Source organism: Sorangium sp. So ce887 (assembly GCF_051521455.1).
Lineage (GTDB): Bacteria > Myxococcota_A > Polyangia > Polyangiales > Polyangiaceae > Sorangium.
Window position 1 is genome coordinate 7,749,042 of record NZ_CP150354.1, and the last position, 16,762, is coordinate 7,765,803.

The 16,762-nt window shown below is 68.7% G+C and carries 11 protein-coding genes; 6 read left to right on the plus strand and 5 right to left on the minus strand.

All coding sequences use genetic code 11. The features are described 5' to 3' along the window. Nucleotides 1–180: 180 nt before the first annotated feature. The gene (locus tag WMF36_RS28655) at nucleotides 181–549 is read left to right on the plus strand and encodes a hypothetical protein (RefSeq protein ID WP_437573942.1); all 369 of its coding nucleotides are present in this window, start codon (nucleotides 181–183) and stop codon (nucleotides 547–549) included. A gap of 286 nt (nucleotides 550–835) precedes the next feature. Here the strand turns inward: WMF36_RS28655 and WMF36_RS28660 are convergent, their stop codons facing one another. The 5 genes from WMF36_RS28660 to WMF36_RS28680 form a co-directional block, all read right to left on the minus strand. Then, nucleotides 836–4,060, minus strand: coding sequence for an efflux RND transporter permease subunit (locus WMF36_RS28660; RefSeq protein ID WP_437573943.1), 3,225 nt, complete (start codon nucleotides 4,058–4,060; stop codon nucleotides 836–838). Further along, nucleotides 4,057–5,289 carry an efflux RND transporter periplasmic adaptor subunit gene (locus WMF36_RS28665; protein ID WP_437573944.1) on the minus strand — a complete coding sequence of 411 codons (1,233 nt, stop codon included), beginning with the start codon at nucleotides 5,287–5,289 and terminating at the stop codon, nucleotides 4,057–4,059. The genes WMF36_RS28660 and WMF36_RS28665 overlap by 4 nt, the downstream gene beginning before the upstream one ends. Nucleotides 5,290–5,394: 105 nt before the next feature. Then, on the minus strand, nucleotides 5,395–5,820 hold the full coding sequence (locus WMF36_RS28670; RefSeq protein WP_437573945.1) for a hypothetical protein: 426 nt from the start codon (nucleotides 5,818–5,820) through the stop codon (nucleotides 5,395–5,397). A gap of 829 nt (nucleotides 5,821–6,649) precedes the next feature. After that, a complete protein-coding gene (locus WMF36_RS28675; RefSeq protein ID WP_437573946.1) occupies nucleotides 6,650–6,862 on the minus strand; it encodes a hypothetical protein in 213 nt (70 codons plus the stop codon). Nucleotides 6,863–9,002: 2,140 nt separating this feature from the next. After that, nucleotides 9,003–10,043 carry a hypothetical protein gene (locus WMF36_RS28680; RefSeq protein WP_437573947.1) on the minus strand — a complete coding sequence of 347 codons (1,041 nt, stop codon included), beginning with the start codon at nucleotides 10,041–10,043 and terminating at the stop codon, nucleotides 9,003–9,005. A 562-nt stretch (nucleotides 10,044–10,605) separates the two neighbouring features. Here WMF36_RS28680 and WMF36_RS28685 point away from each other — a divergent pair. From WMF36_RS28685 to WMF36_RS28705, 5 genes are all read left to right on the plus strand, one after another. Continuing rightward, entirely contained in the window at nucleotides 10,606–11,289 is a 684-nt protein-coding gene (locus WMF36_RS28685) for an HAD family hydrolase (protein WP_437573948.1), read from the plus strand. Between the two features lie 967 nt (nucleotides 11,290–12,256). Continuing rightward, nucleotides 12,257–13,900: a lipoxygenase family protein gene (locus WMF36_RS28690; RefSeq protein ID WP_437573949.1), complete on the plus strand. Its 1,644-nt coding sequence runs from the start codon at nucleotides 12,257–12,259 to the stop codon at nucleotides 13,898–13,900. A 27-nt stretch (nucleotides 13,901–13,927) separates the two neighbouring features. Continuing rightward, a complete protein-coding gene (locus tag WMF36_RS28695) occupies nucleotides 13,928–15,268 on the plus strand; it encodes a cytochrome P450 (protein WP_437573950.1) in 1,341 nt (446 codons plus the stop codon). Between the two features lie 154 nt (nucleotides 15,269–15,422). Next, on the plus strand, nucleotides 15,423–15,815 hold the full coding sequence (locus WMF36_RS28700) for a nuclear transport factor 2 family protein (protein WP_437573951.1): 393 nt from the start codon (nucleotides 15,423–15,425) through the stop codon (nucleotides 15,813–15,815). 187 nt (nucleotides 15,816–16,002) lie between these two features. Continuing rightward, on the plus strand, nucleotides 16,003–16,758 hold the full coding sequence (locus WMF36_RS28705; protein ID WP_437573952.1) for a class I SAM-dependent methyltransferase: 756 nt from the start codon (nucleotides 16,003–16,005) through the stop codon (nucleotides 16,756–16,758). Nucleotides 16,759–16,762 lie beyond the last annotated feature (4 nt).

Consider the following 16,762-nt stretch of genomic DNA (forward strand, 5'->3'; position numbering starts at 1 on the left):
GGATCCCCTCCACGAACCGTGGCCCTGCGGCAGGCGGCGGCGCGGGACGCGCGGCGCCGGGTACGGCGTGGAATGCTGGTTGCCAAGAGGGTGCTCCTTGAGACCCAATCGCCGCACCGCGCGCGCCGGATCGCCGGACGCAAAGCGGATGCTGCCCACGTGCAATCACGGAGAGTTGTCATGTCCCGAAGCCTGATCCTGATGCTTCTCTCGTCGCTCGCCCTCGCGGCGACCGCCTGCCAGAGCAGCCAGCCGCAGCCTGCCGACGCCCCTGCCGCCGCCACGCCTGCCGGCACGCGCGAAGGCGCGACCCCGGACACCGCACCTGCCAGCCGCGCGCAGACGACGGCCGCCGGTGAGGCCGAAGAGGACGTCTGCGCGGACCAGCAGCCGACCGGCGATCCGCCGGTATGCCCCTCAGGCTGCGTCTGGGACGAGGGCAAACAGCGGTGTACGCAGCTCCGTGGCGTGATCGTCGACCAGCGCCCCGAAACGCTGCGGCCCCCGACCATCCCGGATATCCGCCCCGTGAAGATCCCGACGCCGTGATCCTTACGCACGTTCGTTCTCGATGAGAACGAGACCGATGACCCCCGCGTCTGGGCACAAGTCAGGGGTAGCGGCGCCATGGCGGAGGGTGGGGGCCAGACCTCCCCACGCAACGACCGGCCATAGAGCGACAAACGGGTTGAAATCCCGAAAAAAGCAGAAATTTCACAGGGAGGCGAGGAGGCGGGGAGGGAGAGACGGCGAGAGGGAGAGATTCTTTTTTTTCTTCCTCCCCGCCTCCCCGCCTCCCTGTGAAATTTCTCCCGGTTTCAACATGATTGGTGCTCTAGCGCTCGGGCGCGGCGGGGTGCGCCGGACCGGCGGGCGCCCGGCGCCCTGCGCGCCGCGCCCGGAGCCGCGCGACGCGCCCCTGCACGTCGTCGGCGACCACGTAGAACGCCGGCACGACGAGCAGGCTCAGCGCCGTCGAGACGAGGAGGCCGCCGATGACCGCGGCGGCCATCGGGGCCCGGATCTCGGCGCCGGGGCCGAGCGCCAGCGCCGACGGGACCGCGGCCATCAGCGTCGCCGTCGAGGTCATCAGGATCGGGCGCAGCCGCACCGGGCCGGCGCGGAGCATCGCCGTGCGGGCGTCCATGGCCTCCCCTGCCCCGCGCTCGCGCCCCGGTTCATTGTGGGCCGCGCGCCCGCCCTCGCGCCTCACCTCGATCGCGTGATCCACGAGGATGATCGAGTTCTTCTTCACGATCCCCATGAGCAGGAGGATGCCGATCATGCTGAAGATGTTGAGCGTGTGCCCGGAGAAGAGCAGCGCGAAGGCGGCGCCCGCGATCGACAGCGGCAGGATCGTCAGCACCGTGACCGGGTGCAGGAACGAGTTGAACTGGGACGCCAGCACCATGTAGGCGACAAGGATCCCGAGCACGAGCGCGAAGAGGAGGCCGCCCATCGACTCGCGGAACGTCACGCTCGCGCCGCCCAGCACCAGGCGGTAGCCGGCCGGCAGGTCCCGGCCGAGCTCCTCGACCCGGGCGACCGCCTCGCCCTGGGAGTGCCCGGGCGCGATGTTGCCGAAGATCGAGATCGCGCGCTCCCGGTCGCGGCGCGTGATCGCCTGCAGCGCCGGGAGCTCCTCGTAGGTGACGACCGACGTCAGCGGGACCAGCGCGCCCGACGCGCTCCTCACCTGGATGCGCGCGAGGTCCTCGGGCCGGCTCCGCTGCTCGGCGAGCAGGCGCGCGCGGACGTCGATGCGGCGCCCGTTGTCGTTGAACTTGGCGACGCGCCCGCCGCCGACCAGCGTGTTCAGCGTCGTCGCGATCGCCTCGACGCTCACGCCGAGATCCGCGGCGCGCGCCCGATCCGGCAGGATGCGGAGCTCGGGCATGCCGAGCTGGTAGTCGGTGTCGAGATCCACGACGAGGCCGCTCTGCGCGAGCTCGCCCCGCATGCGCTCGCTGTGCTTCGTGAGCTCTTCAAACGAGGGGCCGCGGATCGAGAACTCGACAGGGAAGCCGCGCTGGGCCGTGAACCCCGACTGCGAGAGGTCCTGAACCACGGCGCGCAGGCCGGGGTAGCCGTTCAGCTCCTTGCGGAGGACGCCCTGGAGGTCGGCCTGCGAGAACGACCGCTCGTCGGCCGGCTTCATCGTGACGAACAGGATGCCCGTGTTCACGGAGCCCCCGCCGAAGCCGCCGACCACGGCGAAGACGCGCGACACCGCCGGGTGCTCGCCCACGAACGCCTCGGCGCGCTGGAAGAGCCGGTCGGTCTCCTCGATGTCCGAGCCGACCGCCGTCTGCAGGCGGACCATGAGCCGCCCCTGGTCCTGCGACGGGACGAACTCCGTCGGGAGCCGCTGCATCGTGACGATCGCGCCGGCGAAGAGGAGCGCGCCGAGCAGGACGACCACGAGCGGGAACCGGAGCGCCCGGGCGAGCAGCCAGCCGTAGCCGCGGGAGAGGGACTCGAAGCCGCGATCGACGAGCCGCCCGACGCGGCTCCGGCCCTCGCGCGAGACGTCGAGGATCTGCGCGCAGCGGGCCGGCGCGAGGGTGATCGCCTCCAGGTACGAGAGGAGCACGGCGATGCAGAGGGTCACGCCGAACTGGAGGAAGAAGCGGCCGACCACCCCCTCCATGAAGATGATCGGGATGAAGATCGCGACGACCGCGAGCGTCGCGGCGAGCGCCGCGAAGGTGATCTCGGCCGTGCCCTCGCGGGCGGCGCGGACGCGGTCCTTCCCCGCCTCGGCGTGCCGGTGGATGTTCTCGAGCACCATGATCGCGTCGTCGACGACGATGCCGACCGCGAGCGAGAGCCCGAGCAGCGTGAAGGTGTTCAGCGTGAAGCCGAGGAAGTAGATCGCGGCGACCGTGCCGAGCAGCGACATCGGGATCGCGAGGACGACGTTGAGCGTGCTGGAGAGCGAGCCGAGGAACATCCAGCAGACGAGGGCCGTGAGCGCGATGGCCATGCCGAGCTCGAGCTCGATCTCGTGGACCGACTCCTCGATGAACTTCGTCGAGTCGAAGTTCACCCCGACCTCCATCCCCTCGGGCAAGGTCTTCTCGACCTCGGCGAGCGCGGCCCGGACCCCCTGCGCGACCTCGACCGCGTTCGAGCCCCGCTGCTTCCTCACGCCGAGTCCCTGCGCGGGCTGGCCGTTCACCCGGGCGAGCCGGCGGACGTCCTCGAAGCCGTCCTCGACGAGCGCGACGTCCTCCAGGTACACCGTGGCGCGCGCCGACGACGGCGGGCCCGCCGGCTGGACGGCCGCGTCCGCCGGCCGGGCGGCGGGGCCGAGATCGCCCTGGCGGAGGACGATCTTCCTGAAGGTCGCGAGGTCGAGCGCCTCCCCCATCACCCGCACGTTCACCTCGCGGCCCTCGGTCTCGATGCGGCCGGCGGGGAGCTCGATGTGCTGGCGGCGCAGGGCCTCGGTGACGTCGGCGACGGTGAGCCCCCTGGCGGCGAGGCGCTCGGCGTCGAGCCAGATGCGGACGTTGCGCTCGAGGTAGCCGCCCAGGGTCAGCTCGCCGACGCCGGGCACCGTCTGGAGCTTCTCCTTCAGCCGGTAGCGCGCGATGTCGGCGACGAGCTGGGGGGAGAAGGGGCCGGAGAGCCCGACCCACATGATCGGCTGGTCCTCCGGGTTGCTCTTGGAGACGACGGGCGGGTCGAGGTCGAGCGGCAGCCGCCGCTGCGCCTGCGAGATCTTCGTCTGCACGTCCTGGAGCGCGACGTCGACGTCGCGCGACAGGTCGAGCTCGATGGTGACCGAGGCGCTGCCCTGGCGCGACGTCGACGTGATCGACCGGATCCCCTCGACCTGGACGGCCGCCTCCTCGAGCGGCTCGACAACGTCGTGCTCCATGATCTCGGGGGCGGCGCCCTCCAGCGTGGCGGAGATGGTGATGGTGGGGAAGTCGACGTCTGGGAACTGGCTGATGCCGATGCGCGACACGGCCACGAGGCCGAAGACGATGGTCGCCGCCATCAGCATCCAGGCGAAGACCGGCTTCCTGAGGCACGCTTCGGTGAGGCTCACGGCGCGCTCCGCGTCGAGCTGGCGGGGGAGGTCGCCGGCGCCGAGCCGGCCGGCGACGCGCCGGCGCCTTCGCCTTCCCTGGCGTGCCCCGCGGCCTGGCCTTCGGGCATGCTGCCGGGCTGCGCGGCGCGGACCTGGGAGCCGTCGCGCAGCGCCTCCGCGCCGCGCACCACAAGGCGCTCCCCCACGGAGAGCCCCGACTTGACCTCGACGCGCCCGTCCGCCGTGCGCAGCCCCAGCGAGAGCACGCGCTCGCGCGCGGTGGTGCCGTCGACCACGTAGGCGAGGAACCCGCGCTCGCTCGGGCGCACGGCGGTCTGCGGGATCACGGGCGCCTCGCCGCTCGCGCCCACGGGCACGGTCACCTCGGCGAAGGTGCCGGGGCGGAGCAGGTCCTTGCCCTCGCCCTGCACCTCGCCGGTCACGGCGACCATGCGCGTCGCGGGATCGGCCGCGTCGGCGACGTGCGTGAGCTTCGCGGTGTAGGCCCGCGCGTCGCCCTTCACCGTGAAGCGCGCCTCCATGCCGGGCCGGACGCGCGCGGCGTCGGCGGCGGGGATCTGGAAGCGGAGCAGGAGCGGGTCGCGGCGGAGGAGCGTCGCGAGCACCGTGCCGACCGCGACGTGCTGGCCGGTCTGCACGGTGCGCGTCTGGATCTTCCCCTGGATGGGCGCGCGCACGTACGCGTCGCGCAGGTTGAGGAGCGCCTGGTCGACGGCGACCTTCGCCTCGGCGACCTGCGCGGCGGTCGTCGCCGACCTGGAGCGCCACGACGCGACGTCTTCCTTGCTGAAGACGCCCTCGGCGCCCTCGGCCTCGCGCCGCTCGAGGCCCGAGGCGGCCTCGGCCTGCGTGGCGGTCATGCGGTCGAGCGTCGCGCGCGCGGCGCGGACGGCGAGGTTGTACCGGGCCGGATCGATCTCGACGAGCACCTGCCCCGCCTTGACCTCGTCGCCCTCCATGAACCGCACCGCCTCGACGACGCCAGCGACGCGCGCGGTGAGCTGCACCTGCTCGAACGCATCGACCGAGCCGACGGCGGGCACGGCATACTCGACCCGCTCCGCCGCGACCTGCGCGATCTCGACCGGGAAGCTCATCCCCTGCTTCCCTGACCTGCGCCCCTGCTCGGGCGAGGCCTCCTCGCCCTTCTTGCAGGCCGGAGAGCCGATGAGGACAAGGCCCGCCACGAGGGCGAGCGCGGCGACGCGAAAAGGTTGGAGCGCCATCGAGTTGGAGGAGTAGCGCAACTCGCGGCCCAGCGCGCGTGCTTAGGCGGGGCGGCGGGCAGCGTCACGCCGGCCACGAGGCGCCTCGGAGGGGCGCGGCGCTCCCTACAACTTGCTCTCCGGCTTTCCCGCGCTCGGCGGTGGAGCCCCGCGCTTCGCGCTCCCGCCTCGCGGCGCCGGGAGAGCGCTTCCGGTGGAGGTCGCCACCGGGCTCGAGCTCACCGCAGCCGGTGGCGCCGCCGGCGGCCAGCGCGTGCACCGGTAGTCCCCGAGGACGATGTGCTCGCGCCGGCACCGGACCGAGATGTCCTTACCCCGCACGATGAGTTGGAAGCTCCGGCCGAGCGAGCTGCGCACGTAGCTGATCAAGAGCTCGTCACACGGAGCCTGCGCGCCCTCGCACGCCTGGGCCCGCGCCATCGCGTCCACCTCCGGCTCTTCCGCCGCGTAGTTGTTGACCAGCGCCAGTATCAGCCCGAGGCCCGCGAGCCAGAGAAGAAAGCCGAACGATTGTCCCAGCACACGTCCCATGGAGACGACGTTAAACCTCCTCTCCCATAGAGAAAATCCATTTCATCTCCATGCTCTCGCGAAATGCACCGCGCCGGGCGACCCCGCCGCAGAGCATTTGCGATGATTCAACGAATTTTCCTTAACGATTTTTTGCCGCTGCTCGTAAGCAGTCACGCCGCGGCGCTTCGCGTCGCATCCACAGCGTCACCGAGATCGATTTTTTGACGGATCTGATGTGCTGCTCGTAAGCGTGTGAAGGGCCGTCGGTGCACGCCGAGCCACTCAGGTCGATTTGCTGACGGATCTGACGGGCTGCTCGTAAGCGTGTGAACGGTGTGCCGGCCCGCGACGCACATCGAGCTCCGCAGCACCTGGGCCGGGGTTCCGTCGGGCGCGCGGGGGCGCCGCAGCGCACGCCGCCACGCGGGCGCCTTTCTCGCGCGCTCCGGCTCCGTGCCGCCACGGTCGCCCGCGCTCGTCACGGGAGCGCTCGGCGCGCTCAACCTGCGCGCGTGCCCTGCAGGACGTGTGTTCTGTGCTCGCGAGGACGCGCCCGCTCCTGCGCGGGACCTCCCGCACCTGCCCTCGGCCAGACGGCGCTGGCCGGGCCAGCACATCGATATCACCCCTCACGCGTGAGCTGCCCGCCGCCTCGGCATCATTGACTCTCTCGTCCGGCGGACGACGCATCAATTCCTTTCAAGGCTCGCACACATCGCTCAGCCAAATCATGTTTTCCGGCTCCACCATCAGACTTGTATGGATGCACGGCCCGGCATGCCCCTGCTCGCATCGCCTCCCGCTCGCGAGGTGCACGTGGTCGATCCCTGCAGGACGAGCCACGGCTTCAGCGTGATCCGTACCGTGTGGTGCTGGCGAGCGAAGATCGAGCCCCTTTGGATGCCAGGATCGACGCGCGGACGAAGGGCGTGTCGAACCCGAAGACGTCGATACGAACGGCATCGTTCTCCCCGAGCGGCCGGTGCTCGTCCGGCCCGGAGCACGCCGCCCCTGAAAGGCCCAGCACGGCGAGCACGGCCAGCCTCGCGATGTTGCGCATGAGGTCCTCCGATCCCAGCTTCGCCGCCGGCGAGCTCCCGTCAATTGCAGGGAGGGCAGTCCCCGTCGCAGTCGACGTCTTCCTCTTCCCCATTCCGCCGGCCGTCGCTGCACGTGCGCGGCTGACACGTGCCAGCGAAGCAAATGCCACTCTCGCAGTTCTCGTTGGCCCGACACTTGTACCCATCTGCACAAGGGTAGCAACCGTAGCCACAATCCACGTCGGACTCGTTACCGTTCTGCACGCGATCAAGACACCTGTCAACCGAGCATGTCCCGTCTTGCCCGCACACACCCGTGAGGCAGTCGTACTTGTTCTTGCACGGCCGCGTTATCCTGCATGGATCACAATGACCGCCGCAATCCATGTAAGTCTCCCCAAAATCGGGATCGAGCATGCCGTTCTTGCACTCGAGGGGAATACAGTTCCCGAGGAGGGAGCAGAACAGCGTCGAGTCAGCGCAGTCCGCATCGTACAAACATGTAACCTCCTGTCCACTGCCATTGCAGAACCCAGAGCCGGAGGGCGCGGGGGAAGGCGCTACATACTTGTTGACGGGCCCAGTCGGATCACAGACGTCATCGGTGCACGGGTTGCCATCGTCCCACACGTCATTCGGGTCGCGCTCGGCGACACGTTGCCCATCATGGCAGCGGGTGATCTCACAGTCGCCTCGATACTGGCTCCTCGATGTCTCAAGCAGCTCGATCTCGCAGGCGCCTTCGATGCAAGCCATCATCCCGCATCTCGGGTCCATATCATAAGGAAATTCACAATCCGCTGCGGCTCTGCACTCCGGTGGTGGCGTGTAGGGGGGCGGTGGAGTGTCCGAGCAAGCGAGCCAGGACGAGGCGACGATGAGCGCCGCGAATGCCGCAGCGAAGCTTCTAGGTCTCTTCATGATCCCTCGTGTCAGATATCTGGGCGGTCGATGTACAGCGGGCACGAGAGGCAGGGGCCGCCGCAATCGCGACCAGCCTCGTCGCCATTCATCACTCCATCGCTACAGGTTGCCTCGCGGCACACGCCGTCCACGCACACGCCGCTCTGGCACGACTCGTGTGAGCTGCACCTCTCTCCCAAGTCACAGGCGGGGCACGATGGGGCGCCACAATCCACGTCCGTCTCCGCTCCGTTGAGCACACGATCGCCGCAGCGCGCGTGCGCGCACGTCCCGTCTTCGGCGCAGATTTGCTCAACGCAATCGTCGTCGCTGTCGCACGGCTGTCCGGATTCGCAGGGATCGCAGGGGCCGCCGCAGTCGAGCGCAGTCTCTCCGGAGGACACATCCAGGATGCCGTTCTCGCACCATTCATGGACGCACCTGCCGGACGCGGCACATGCATAGGATGGGTTTCCACAGTCCTCATCTCGTAGACAACCAACCCACTTGCCACCCTTGCAATATCCCGACGTCTCCGGCGATGGCCCAGTCGGCTGAGGCAGGTGCGAGCTAGCTCCGTCTGTGCAGCCGTCGATTGTGCACTCGTTGCCGTCGTCGAAGACGTCGCTCCCTGAATGCTCGACCCGGATCTCCCCTGCATCATCGCATTTGACGATACGACAGTCGCCAGGGAGCTGGTGGTCGAGCTGCTCGCGCAGGGCCAACCTGCAGACGCCGGCGACGCACAGAGCTTGGCCGCACCGTGGATCCACGGGTCCCAGGCAGTCCCGAGTCGCCTCGCAGCGCGTGGCGCTGCACTCCCCAACGGGCCGGCACGCCCGATTGCAGGCATCGCCCTCTTCCTCCCTGGCGCCAGGCTCACAGCAGCTCACTTCCTCGGGATCCGAGCACCGGCAGCGCCCGTCGATGCACTGCGTTCCGGTCTCTTCGGGCGCGCATTCCTTCGTTGAGTCGCAAGGAGGATCCTGCTCCACGTCGACGTAGGCGTCACCGTTGCAGGCCGCCCAGAGGACACCTGCCAGGAACACCGCGCAGGAGGCACACAGGTGCCGCTTCCACATGCGCGCCACGATATCAGGCGTCCTCGTGCAGCGGACAGGGAGATCCGGAGCAGGTGTGGAAACGCGAGCGTGGATAGCATTACGTTGAGTGCGCCAAAATTCTCTACAAAATGGATTAACGCTCCTGGAAATGAACCCGGCGCCGCGCTCGGGAGCACGCCGGTACGAGGTGGCGCTACCACGAGAAGGAGAGCACGGCGCCGGGGGCGGCCCCGACGGCCCCCACGCGGACCTTCGCCTCCGGCGCGAGCAGGAACCCCGCGACCACGGCGCCGCCGGCTGAAAGGCCGGCCCCGATGAAGGCGCCCACCGACAGGGCCGTGAAGGTCCTCGTGCGCCCGTCGGCCTCGGCGTGGGCGTCGCAGGCCGGGAACCCCGGCCGGCAACGGAAGACCTCCCGGTGCGCCCGGGCGAAGGCGGCGTCCCGGTCGCCGGCCGCGTCGTTGGCCTCCGCGACCGAAACGCCCCCGACGACGCCGAGGACGACCGATGTGGCCGCGAGCCCGCCCACCGTCCACCAGCGGAGCTCAGGGCCGCGCGCAGACCGAGGCGGCGCCGCGCCGGGCAGATCGCCTGCCGTGCTCGCCCGGGGTCGCGCGGGCGCCTCCGCTCCGGCGCGCTGGAGCACAAGCCATACGGTCCGCTCGCCGCCCGCGTCGACGGCGGCAGGCACCTCGACCTGCCTCCCGGCGAGCTGCGCGCTCACGCGGTGCTGGCCGGGCGCGACGTACACCGGGCGCGGGAGCGGGGAGACGCCGACCTGCCGACCGTCCACGAGCACGGCAGCGCCGGGCTCGCTCGCGCGCACCTCGAGCGCCCCGACGTGCCGTCGCGCCTCGGCGAAGTTGGCGCGCGCCAGGTCGTAGCTCTCCTTGAAGCCCGGCGGGACCCAGATCTTCGGCGCCTCGGGGGTGCCGACCATGTCGAAGTAGATCGAGAGGAACTCCGCCGCCATCGGGAACTCGCGCAACCGGAACGACAGCATCCCCACGCGGAACGCGTCGGAGGCGCTCCTCGTGAGCCGCCAGAGCGTCAGGTGGATGTCGCGCGCGTCCGCGATTCGCCCCTGGTCCACGAGCCGCTTCGCCTCGTCGAGCATCTCCTGCTCCGGTCCGGTCGGCGGCGGGCGCCGCGGGAGCGGCTCTGCCTCCGCCGCCGCCGGGCCCCATAGCAACAGCAGAACGGCGGTGATCGGGCTGTGCAGCGAGCGTCGCATGGTCTCGTCTCCCGGGCGTCTTCCGCGCAACCGGCGCCCTGTGCAGTTCGCGAGGAGCTCGCAGGCGCCCTGTCGCTCGACCCGGCGTCGACGACCCGCACGGAGAGCCGCGCAACGCGATCTCCCGCCCTCGACAGGCCTCTCTTAGCAGAGATCGACGCGCGGCTGCGCTCGAGGCGCACAGGAAAGCAGACGTTGCGCGCGCCACATGCATTGCGGCGAACGCGCTTCAATTCTCTGTTTTCTGGTCCGTCCTCAAAAAAATCTCTCCGACTCTCCGATCAGCAGCGGTGAGGCGTCCATCGCGCCTCGGCCGACATGCTTGTGGTGCGGCCGACATGCTTGTGGTGCCCTGCGGCGCAGGCGCGTCCTGCGGCCAGCCGCGTGGACGCCCGCGCCGGCCGCAGGACGCGCCTGCGACCGGGCGCGTCGGCGCACGCTGTCCTCGAACGCCGCCCCTGTCCGTCGGCGAGCCATCGCCCCGCTCCGATGAGGCCGCCCGAGGACCGCTCGCCGCGCCTCCGCGCTCGCCCTCGCGTCGCGCCGCATCTACCATGGGGAGATGCGCCCCACCGTCCTCCTCTGGGACATCGACGGCACCCTGCTCTCCACCGGCGGCGCGGGCCGGCGCGCCATGGAGCGTGCGTTCGCCCGGTATGCCGGCCGGCCCGACGCGTGCGAATCGTTCTCGTTCGCCGGCATGACCGACAGGGCCATCCTCCGGGCAGGGCTCGACGCGCTCGGGCGCGAGGTCACCGAGAGCGCGATCGACGCGCTCCTCGCGATCTACGTCGAGATCCTCGCGGAGGAGATGTCGCTCGCCGACGAGACCCGGGTCCACCACGGCGTCGTCGAGGCGCTCGACGCCGCCGCCCGGCGGGCGAGGTGCGCCGTCGGCCTCGGCACGGGGAACGTCCGCGCGGGGGCGCAGGCGAAGCTCACGCGCGTCGGCATCTACGAGCGGTTCGCGTTCGGCGGCTTCGGCTGCGATCACGAGCGCCGCGACGAGCTCCTGCGCATCGGCGCGACGCGCGGGGCGGCGAGGCTCGCGGCGCCGCTCGAGGCGTGCCGCGTCGTGGTCATCGGCGACACGCCGAAGGACATCGCCGCGGCCCGGGCGATCGGCGCCGAGTCGATCGCCGTGGCCACCGGCAGCTACGCCCTCGCGGAGCTGGCCGCCTGCGCCCCGACCCACAGCTTCAGCGACCTCGGGGAAAAGGGCGTGCTCGAGGCGCTGCTCGGCTAGCACCCAGCGCGTCGTTGCCCCTCTGAGCGTTCACGGTCAACCCCCGCCCCGATAGACCGGGCTACCGCAGAGATCCGCTGCATCGCGGACCTGCACACCGCCGCGCCGGTGGGATGCTTGCGCGCCGTGATACGGACGATGGCCATCCAGGGCATCAGCGCACAGCAGAGCGAGAGGCCATCACCGAGCGCGAGCGCTGGACTCACGGGCCACCCATCGCTCCAAGACATACCGGAGATGCATTCTGATCGGGTGAGGCGCCGCCGACACGTCTGGCGCCAGCTCAACGACCTGGCCACCTGTCGAAGGGGTCGCGTTCACTCCACAGCTCAATGCACAGCGCTGCGAGGTGTCCCGATCTCGACCAGTTGTCCGGGACGGAACGGTTCGCACGAGGGCGGCGCCGACTCGCGCGTCGATATCCTGCGATATTCGGCGCCGCGCGGCCTGACCATTGCGCGAAATCTTCCTGAAATGCGACCTTTCATGGTCGTCGAGGCAGCGGAGCGTCAGGACTGAAGCACGCGCGGGGCGCTCGAAGGTTCGCCACCGAAATGGCTTGACATGCGCCAACGCTCTACGGTCTCCTAACCACTTCGAGGATGCACCTGTACGCTTCGGCAAGGTGCAACCCGGCGCGACAACCTTTCGTAGGACGGCGACTCGCCGGTTCAACATTGAAGGGCGACGCGATCGGCTGCGGGGGCAGGGCGAGGACGGGGGACGGCGCTGGAACCACTGAGTCCTGTTGCGATCGACACGGAACCCTCCCGCACGCGCCCAAACCGCTGTGACGCTAGAGTGAGGTTTACTTGAACCACCCAATCCACCATCTGCCTGAGACGGAGAAGCGAGCACGAGTATGATGGAGCCCAGCTCGACACCCAACTGGCGCAAATTCGGGTCCAATCTGCCGGCCGGTAGCGACTTTGTACCACCGGGGGAAGGCTTTCCCGTCGCGAAGATCTTGGCGCTCAACCTCGGCAAGTGGAAGGACACGGCGGGGCTGCAAATCGCGCAGGCGCTTCACCTGTTCGCGTACGGGTACAAGCGCTATCGCGAGGGGAAGTTCATCATCAAGGCCACGTCCGATCTCGGGCTGGGCGCCATCTTCGAGTCCGTCGATGACTGGGAGACCTTCGACCAGTTCGACGAGTTCTTCAAGCCGTGGACCTTCATGCGCAGGCCCCTGGTCGCGGCGCGCTGGATGGAGGACGCCGAGTTCGGGCGGCAGCGCCTGGTGGGGATCAATCCGACGCACATCCGCCGCGCGACGCCGCGCGATCTCTGCGAGTTCCTGAGCGGCGCCGAGCCCCAGCCGATCACCCTCGCCGACGGTCGCACGCTGGAGATGCTGTGCGAGAGCGGGAAGCTCTACTCCATCGACTATCGCATCTTCAAGGGCATCGTCGACACCGAAGTGCAGCAAGAGCTGGGGAAGTACCCGCTGGCCCCGACGTGCATGCTGCACCAGAGCGCGGCCGGCGAGCTCTTGCCAGTGGCCATAAGACTGGCGCACTCGCACGGCGGGGACGGGACGCCGCCCGACAAGATTTTTACCCCTCTGGGCCCAGCGGATGACTGGCTCACGGCCAAGATCGCCGTCGCGAGCACCGACGCCATCTACCAGGGCGAAGTGACCCATTTACTCTTCTCGCACCTGATCATGGAGCCGTTCGCGGTGAGCACCTACCGCAACCTGCCCGCGACGCATCCGCTCCATCAGCTGCTCAGGCCGCATTTCTTCAACACCCTGGCGATCAACGAGCTGGCTCGCCGGCGGTTCCTCGGGCGAGGGCGCTTCTTCGGCGTCACCAGCGCCGTGGCCAGCGAGGGCTCTTTCGAGCTCCTGAGGCGCGCCTATGCCGGCTCGGGCATCGGAGGATACCGTGGCAAGCCCTGGCGGTTCTTCGAGAGCGCGCTCCCCTACGATGTGGCAGCGCGCGACGTCGGCGACTTGAAAAATTATCACTACCGCGACGATGCGCTGCTGCACTGGACCGCGATCCAGGAGTACGTCGAACAGGTCTTGAAGATCGCCTTTCCGACGCCACGATGTCTGGCGAGCGACGCCAGCCTGCAGAGGTGGGTTCAAGAGCTGGCGTCTCCTGATCTTGGCGACGTGAACGGCCTGCTCCCGCCGGAGAGCTCCGATCAGCTCAAGACGCTCACGAACCTCGACGACCTGATCGCCATCGTCACCAACATCATCTTCACGGCGACCGCGTACCACGCCGCCGTCAACTTCGGCCAAGCCGATTATTACACCTGGATCCCCAATGCTCAGTTTTCCACCTATCGCCCCTACAGCGATATCCTGAACGGAGACGACAAGCGACAGTTCACGCCGCTGGAGCGTCTCCCGGGGCGGACACAGAGCATTCGCCAGATGGTGCTCAGCCGCTCGCTCAGCATCGGCCCCCCGCTGACCAGCGCGAGCCTCACGACGATGAAGTGCATGTTGCAAGATCCGGCGGCAAAGCAGGCGTTCGCTCGCTACCGCGAGCGCCTGGTCCACATCGAGCGGGAGATCACCGAGCGCAATCGCACCCGCGAGCAACCGTACATGTACCTGCTCCCTTCGATGGTCCCCCAGAGCGTCGCGATCTGATCGACCTGCGAGAAAGGAATTTACCCCATGAGCATCTGCAGCGAAGAAGATGAACAAGACGAGAAGACGGACTCTTCCAAGGCGCCTTTTGACTATCTCGAGGCCCTCCACAGCGCGCTCTTGCACGAGAATGATCCGGTCAAGAGGCAGCAGATCGAGGCCGGCATGGTCTTCAAGTGGCTAAAAGAGGAGCCGCTTCCGTTCCTCCGCCAGCTGCGACGCGAGAGGCCCATTTTTGCCAACCCAGCCCTCACGCTCGTGACTCGATACAACGATGTCGTCGAGGTGCTCAACACCAACGACGTCTTCACGGTCGACAACATCGCGCCCAAGCTGATCGAGGACGTGGGCCAGAACATCCTGGCGATGAACGACTCGCCCAAGTACGAGAAGGAGAAGTCGCTGCTCCGCCTGGCGTTTCCTCGCGCCGATCTGCCCCGCTACCGTCAATTCGTCATCGAGGAGGCGAACCGGCTGTTGACCCATGTTGGCATCGACAGGCCGTTCGACCTCGCCGGGGAATATGCGCTCAAGGTGCCGGCCGCTGCGATGGCGCGATACCTCGGCGTCGGCGAGATACCGACCGAGAAGGTGGTGGCGTGGACCCACGCGCTGTTCCACGACATCTTCCTCAATCCGACCAATGACCCGGCAGCCGTGGGGGCGGCGCAGGCCGCTCGTCAGGAGGCGCTGCCCATGATCGACGCGATCATCGCCGCGCGCAAGAAGCAGCTCGCACAATCGCCTCCGCCAGAGCAGCCCTCGGTGATGGACCGCTACCTGCTCATGCAGTCGGTCCCCGAAACCTACGAGAGCGACGAGGGGATCCGCGACGTGATCCTGGGGCTGCTCATGGGCTGCGTGGATCTCAGCGGCGGCGCGATCGTCAACGTTTTGGTCGAGCTGATGAAGCGCCCGCGCGTGCTGCGCGAGGCGCTCAACGTGGCGAATGTCGCGGACGACGCCGCCATAACCGGCTATGTGCTGGAGGCGCTCCGTTTCCGTCCCCCGTCGGTCGGCGTCACCAGCCGCTGTGTGCGCGAATACACGGTCGGGCTTGGCACGCATCACCAGGCGAAGATCCCCGCCGGCGCGCTGGTGATGGCTTGCAGCGCCTCGGCGATGCACGACCCAGAGCACATCGCGGCCCCGGACGAGTTCAAGCCCGGACGCCTGGCGAGCAAGAACTACCTGTTCTGGGAGTCAGGGATCCATACGTGCCACGGCAAGTATGTAGCCATTCTGCATATCTCGATCGCCGTCAAACAGCTGCTGCGGGCCGGCGTTCCCAACCGGATCGATCCCACGCCGCGCCATCACGGGTACCCTTCGGCGTTCCGCGTGCGCCTGGCCCCCGTCGAGGGCTGACCACGCGTCCCCGAGGCGGATCTTTTCCATGGATGCACTTGTGCCCCGGCGGGGAGGCGTACCCTCCCACCGTCGTGAGCTTGTCTAGCAATTGGTTCAATTGACCTCTGTCGAAAATTCAGCCGCTTTTGAGGGCGGCAAGGGAGGAGTCGAAATGGCAACACCGCGAGCGCTTTCGGTCGTGGAGTCATACTATGACGCTTTTCGCGCCGGCGAATCGGCCGCCGTGGCCCTCGCGCTGGCCGCGGTCTTCCATGAGGAGTTCGTCGTCGAGAGCCCCATGGTGCACGCCAAGTATGGGGGCCCGCTGCGCGGTCAGGATGCGGTGAAGGCCGCGACCGCTTTTGCGCCCTACCTGAAGCACCTGACGGTCGAGGCCACTTACCTGAGCCCCGACGGTCACTGCGTGGCGACCCTGATCCGCTTCCCGTCGCCCGTCGGCGAGGTCGTTCAGTCGGAGCACTTCGAGATCGATCCGGACACGCCGAAGATCAAGCGCCTGCGCTCCTACTACGACCCGCGCAAGCTCCTGGCGCCCGGCCCGTAGAGGAAATAGCTCGGAATGAGGCCCCGCTCCGGGGCCCCTCTTCTCCGCTCCCCGCTTCTCCGCTCCGCTCCCCTCCCCTCCCCGGATCGAAAGATCCGCCAATCCGGCAACAAACGGCGCCCTGCAGCGGAGGTGCCGCTCGCGCTACGACTCGAGCATGGCGAACGAGGCGAAGGACAGTGGACCGATGACAGACGTGGTGGGCGACATGACGAACCGCCTGCTGGCCGATGCAGGTATCGGCGCCGGCATGCGCGTCCTCGACGTGGGCTGCGGTCCCGGGGATGTCTCGTTCCGGGTCGCGAAGCTCGTCGGCGAGCAAGGGCAGGTCGTGGGCGTCGACCGCGACGCGCGTCCGCTCGCGGCGGCTCGAGACAGGGCGCGCGAGCTCGGCCTCTCGAACATGACCTTCGCCGAGGGCGACCTGGGCGCGCTGGCGCCCGAGCACGGCCTCTTCGATGCGATCGTGGGCAGACGCGTCCTGATGTACCAGGCCGACGCGGCGGCGGCCGTGAAGAGCCTCTCCCGCGCCCTGCGCCCCGGCGGCCTTGTCGTCTTTCAGGAGCACGACACCACGATGGTGCCGGCATCCGTGAAGCCCCTGCCGCTCCACGAGCGCACGCATCAATGGACGTGGGGGACGGTGGAGCGAGAGGGCGCCGACATCCACATGGGCTTTCATCTCGCGTCCGTGCTCGAGCAGGCCGGCCTCACCGTCGTGAGCGTGCGCGCGGAGGCGGTCGTGCAAACGCCGCAGACGCGCTACCGCACCGCGGCCATCGTCCGCGCGATGTTGCCTCGCATCCTGCAGCAGGGGGTCGCGACCGAGGCCGAGATCGACGTCGACACGCTCGAGGAGCGCCTCGTGGAAGAGCGAACCCAGGCGAACGCCACGTACATCAGCGACATGGTCTTCGGCGCCTGGGCCCGAAAGCCCGCCTGAGGGC

Coding starts and splice junctions, on each gene's coding strand:
- WMF36_RS28655 (WP_437573942.1), top strand. CDS start 181: ATGTCCCGAAGCCTGATCCTGATGCTTCTCTCGTCGCTCGCCCTCGCG.
- WMF36_RS28665 (WP_437573944.1), bottom strand. CDS start 5,289: ATGGCGCTCCAACCTTTTCGCGTCGCCGCGCTCGCCCTCGTGGCGGGC.
- WMF36_RS28670 (WP_437573945.1), bottom strand. CDS start 5,820: ATGGGACGTGTGCTGGGACAATCGTTCGGCTTTCTTCTCTGGCTCGCG.
- WMF36_RS28675 (WP_437573946.1), bottom strand. CDS start 6,862: ATGCGCAACATCGCGAGGCTGGCCGTGCTCGCCGTGCTGGGCCTTTCA.
- WMF36_RS28680 (WP_437573947.1), bottom strand. CDS start 10,043: ATGCGACGCTCGCTGCACAGCCCGATCACCGCCGTTCTGCTGTTGCTA.
- WMF36_RS28685 (WP_437573948.1), top strand. CDS start 10,606: ATGCGCCCCACCGTCCTCCTCTGGGACATCGACGGCACCCTGCTCTCC.
- WMF36_RS28695 (WP_437573950.1), top strand. CDS start 13,928: ATGAGCATCTGCAGCGAAGAAGATGAACAAGACGAGAAGACGGACTCT.
- WMF36_RS28700 (WP_437573951.1), top strand. CDS start 15,423: ATGGCAACACCGCGAGCGCTTTCGGTCGTGGAGTCATACTATGACGCT.
- WMF36_RS28705 (WP_437573952.1), top strand. CDS start 16,003: ATGACAGACGTGGTGGGCGACATGACGAACCGCCTGCTGGCCGATGCA.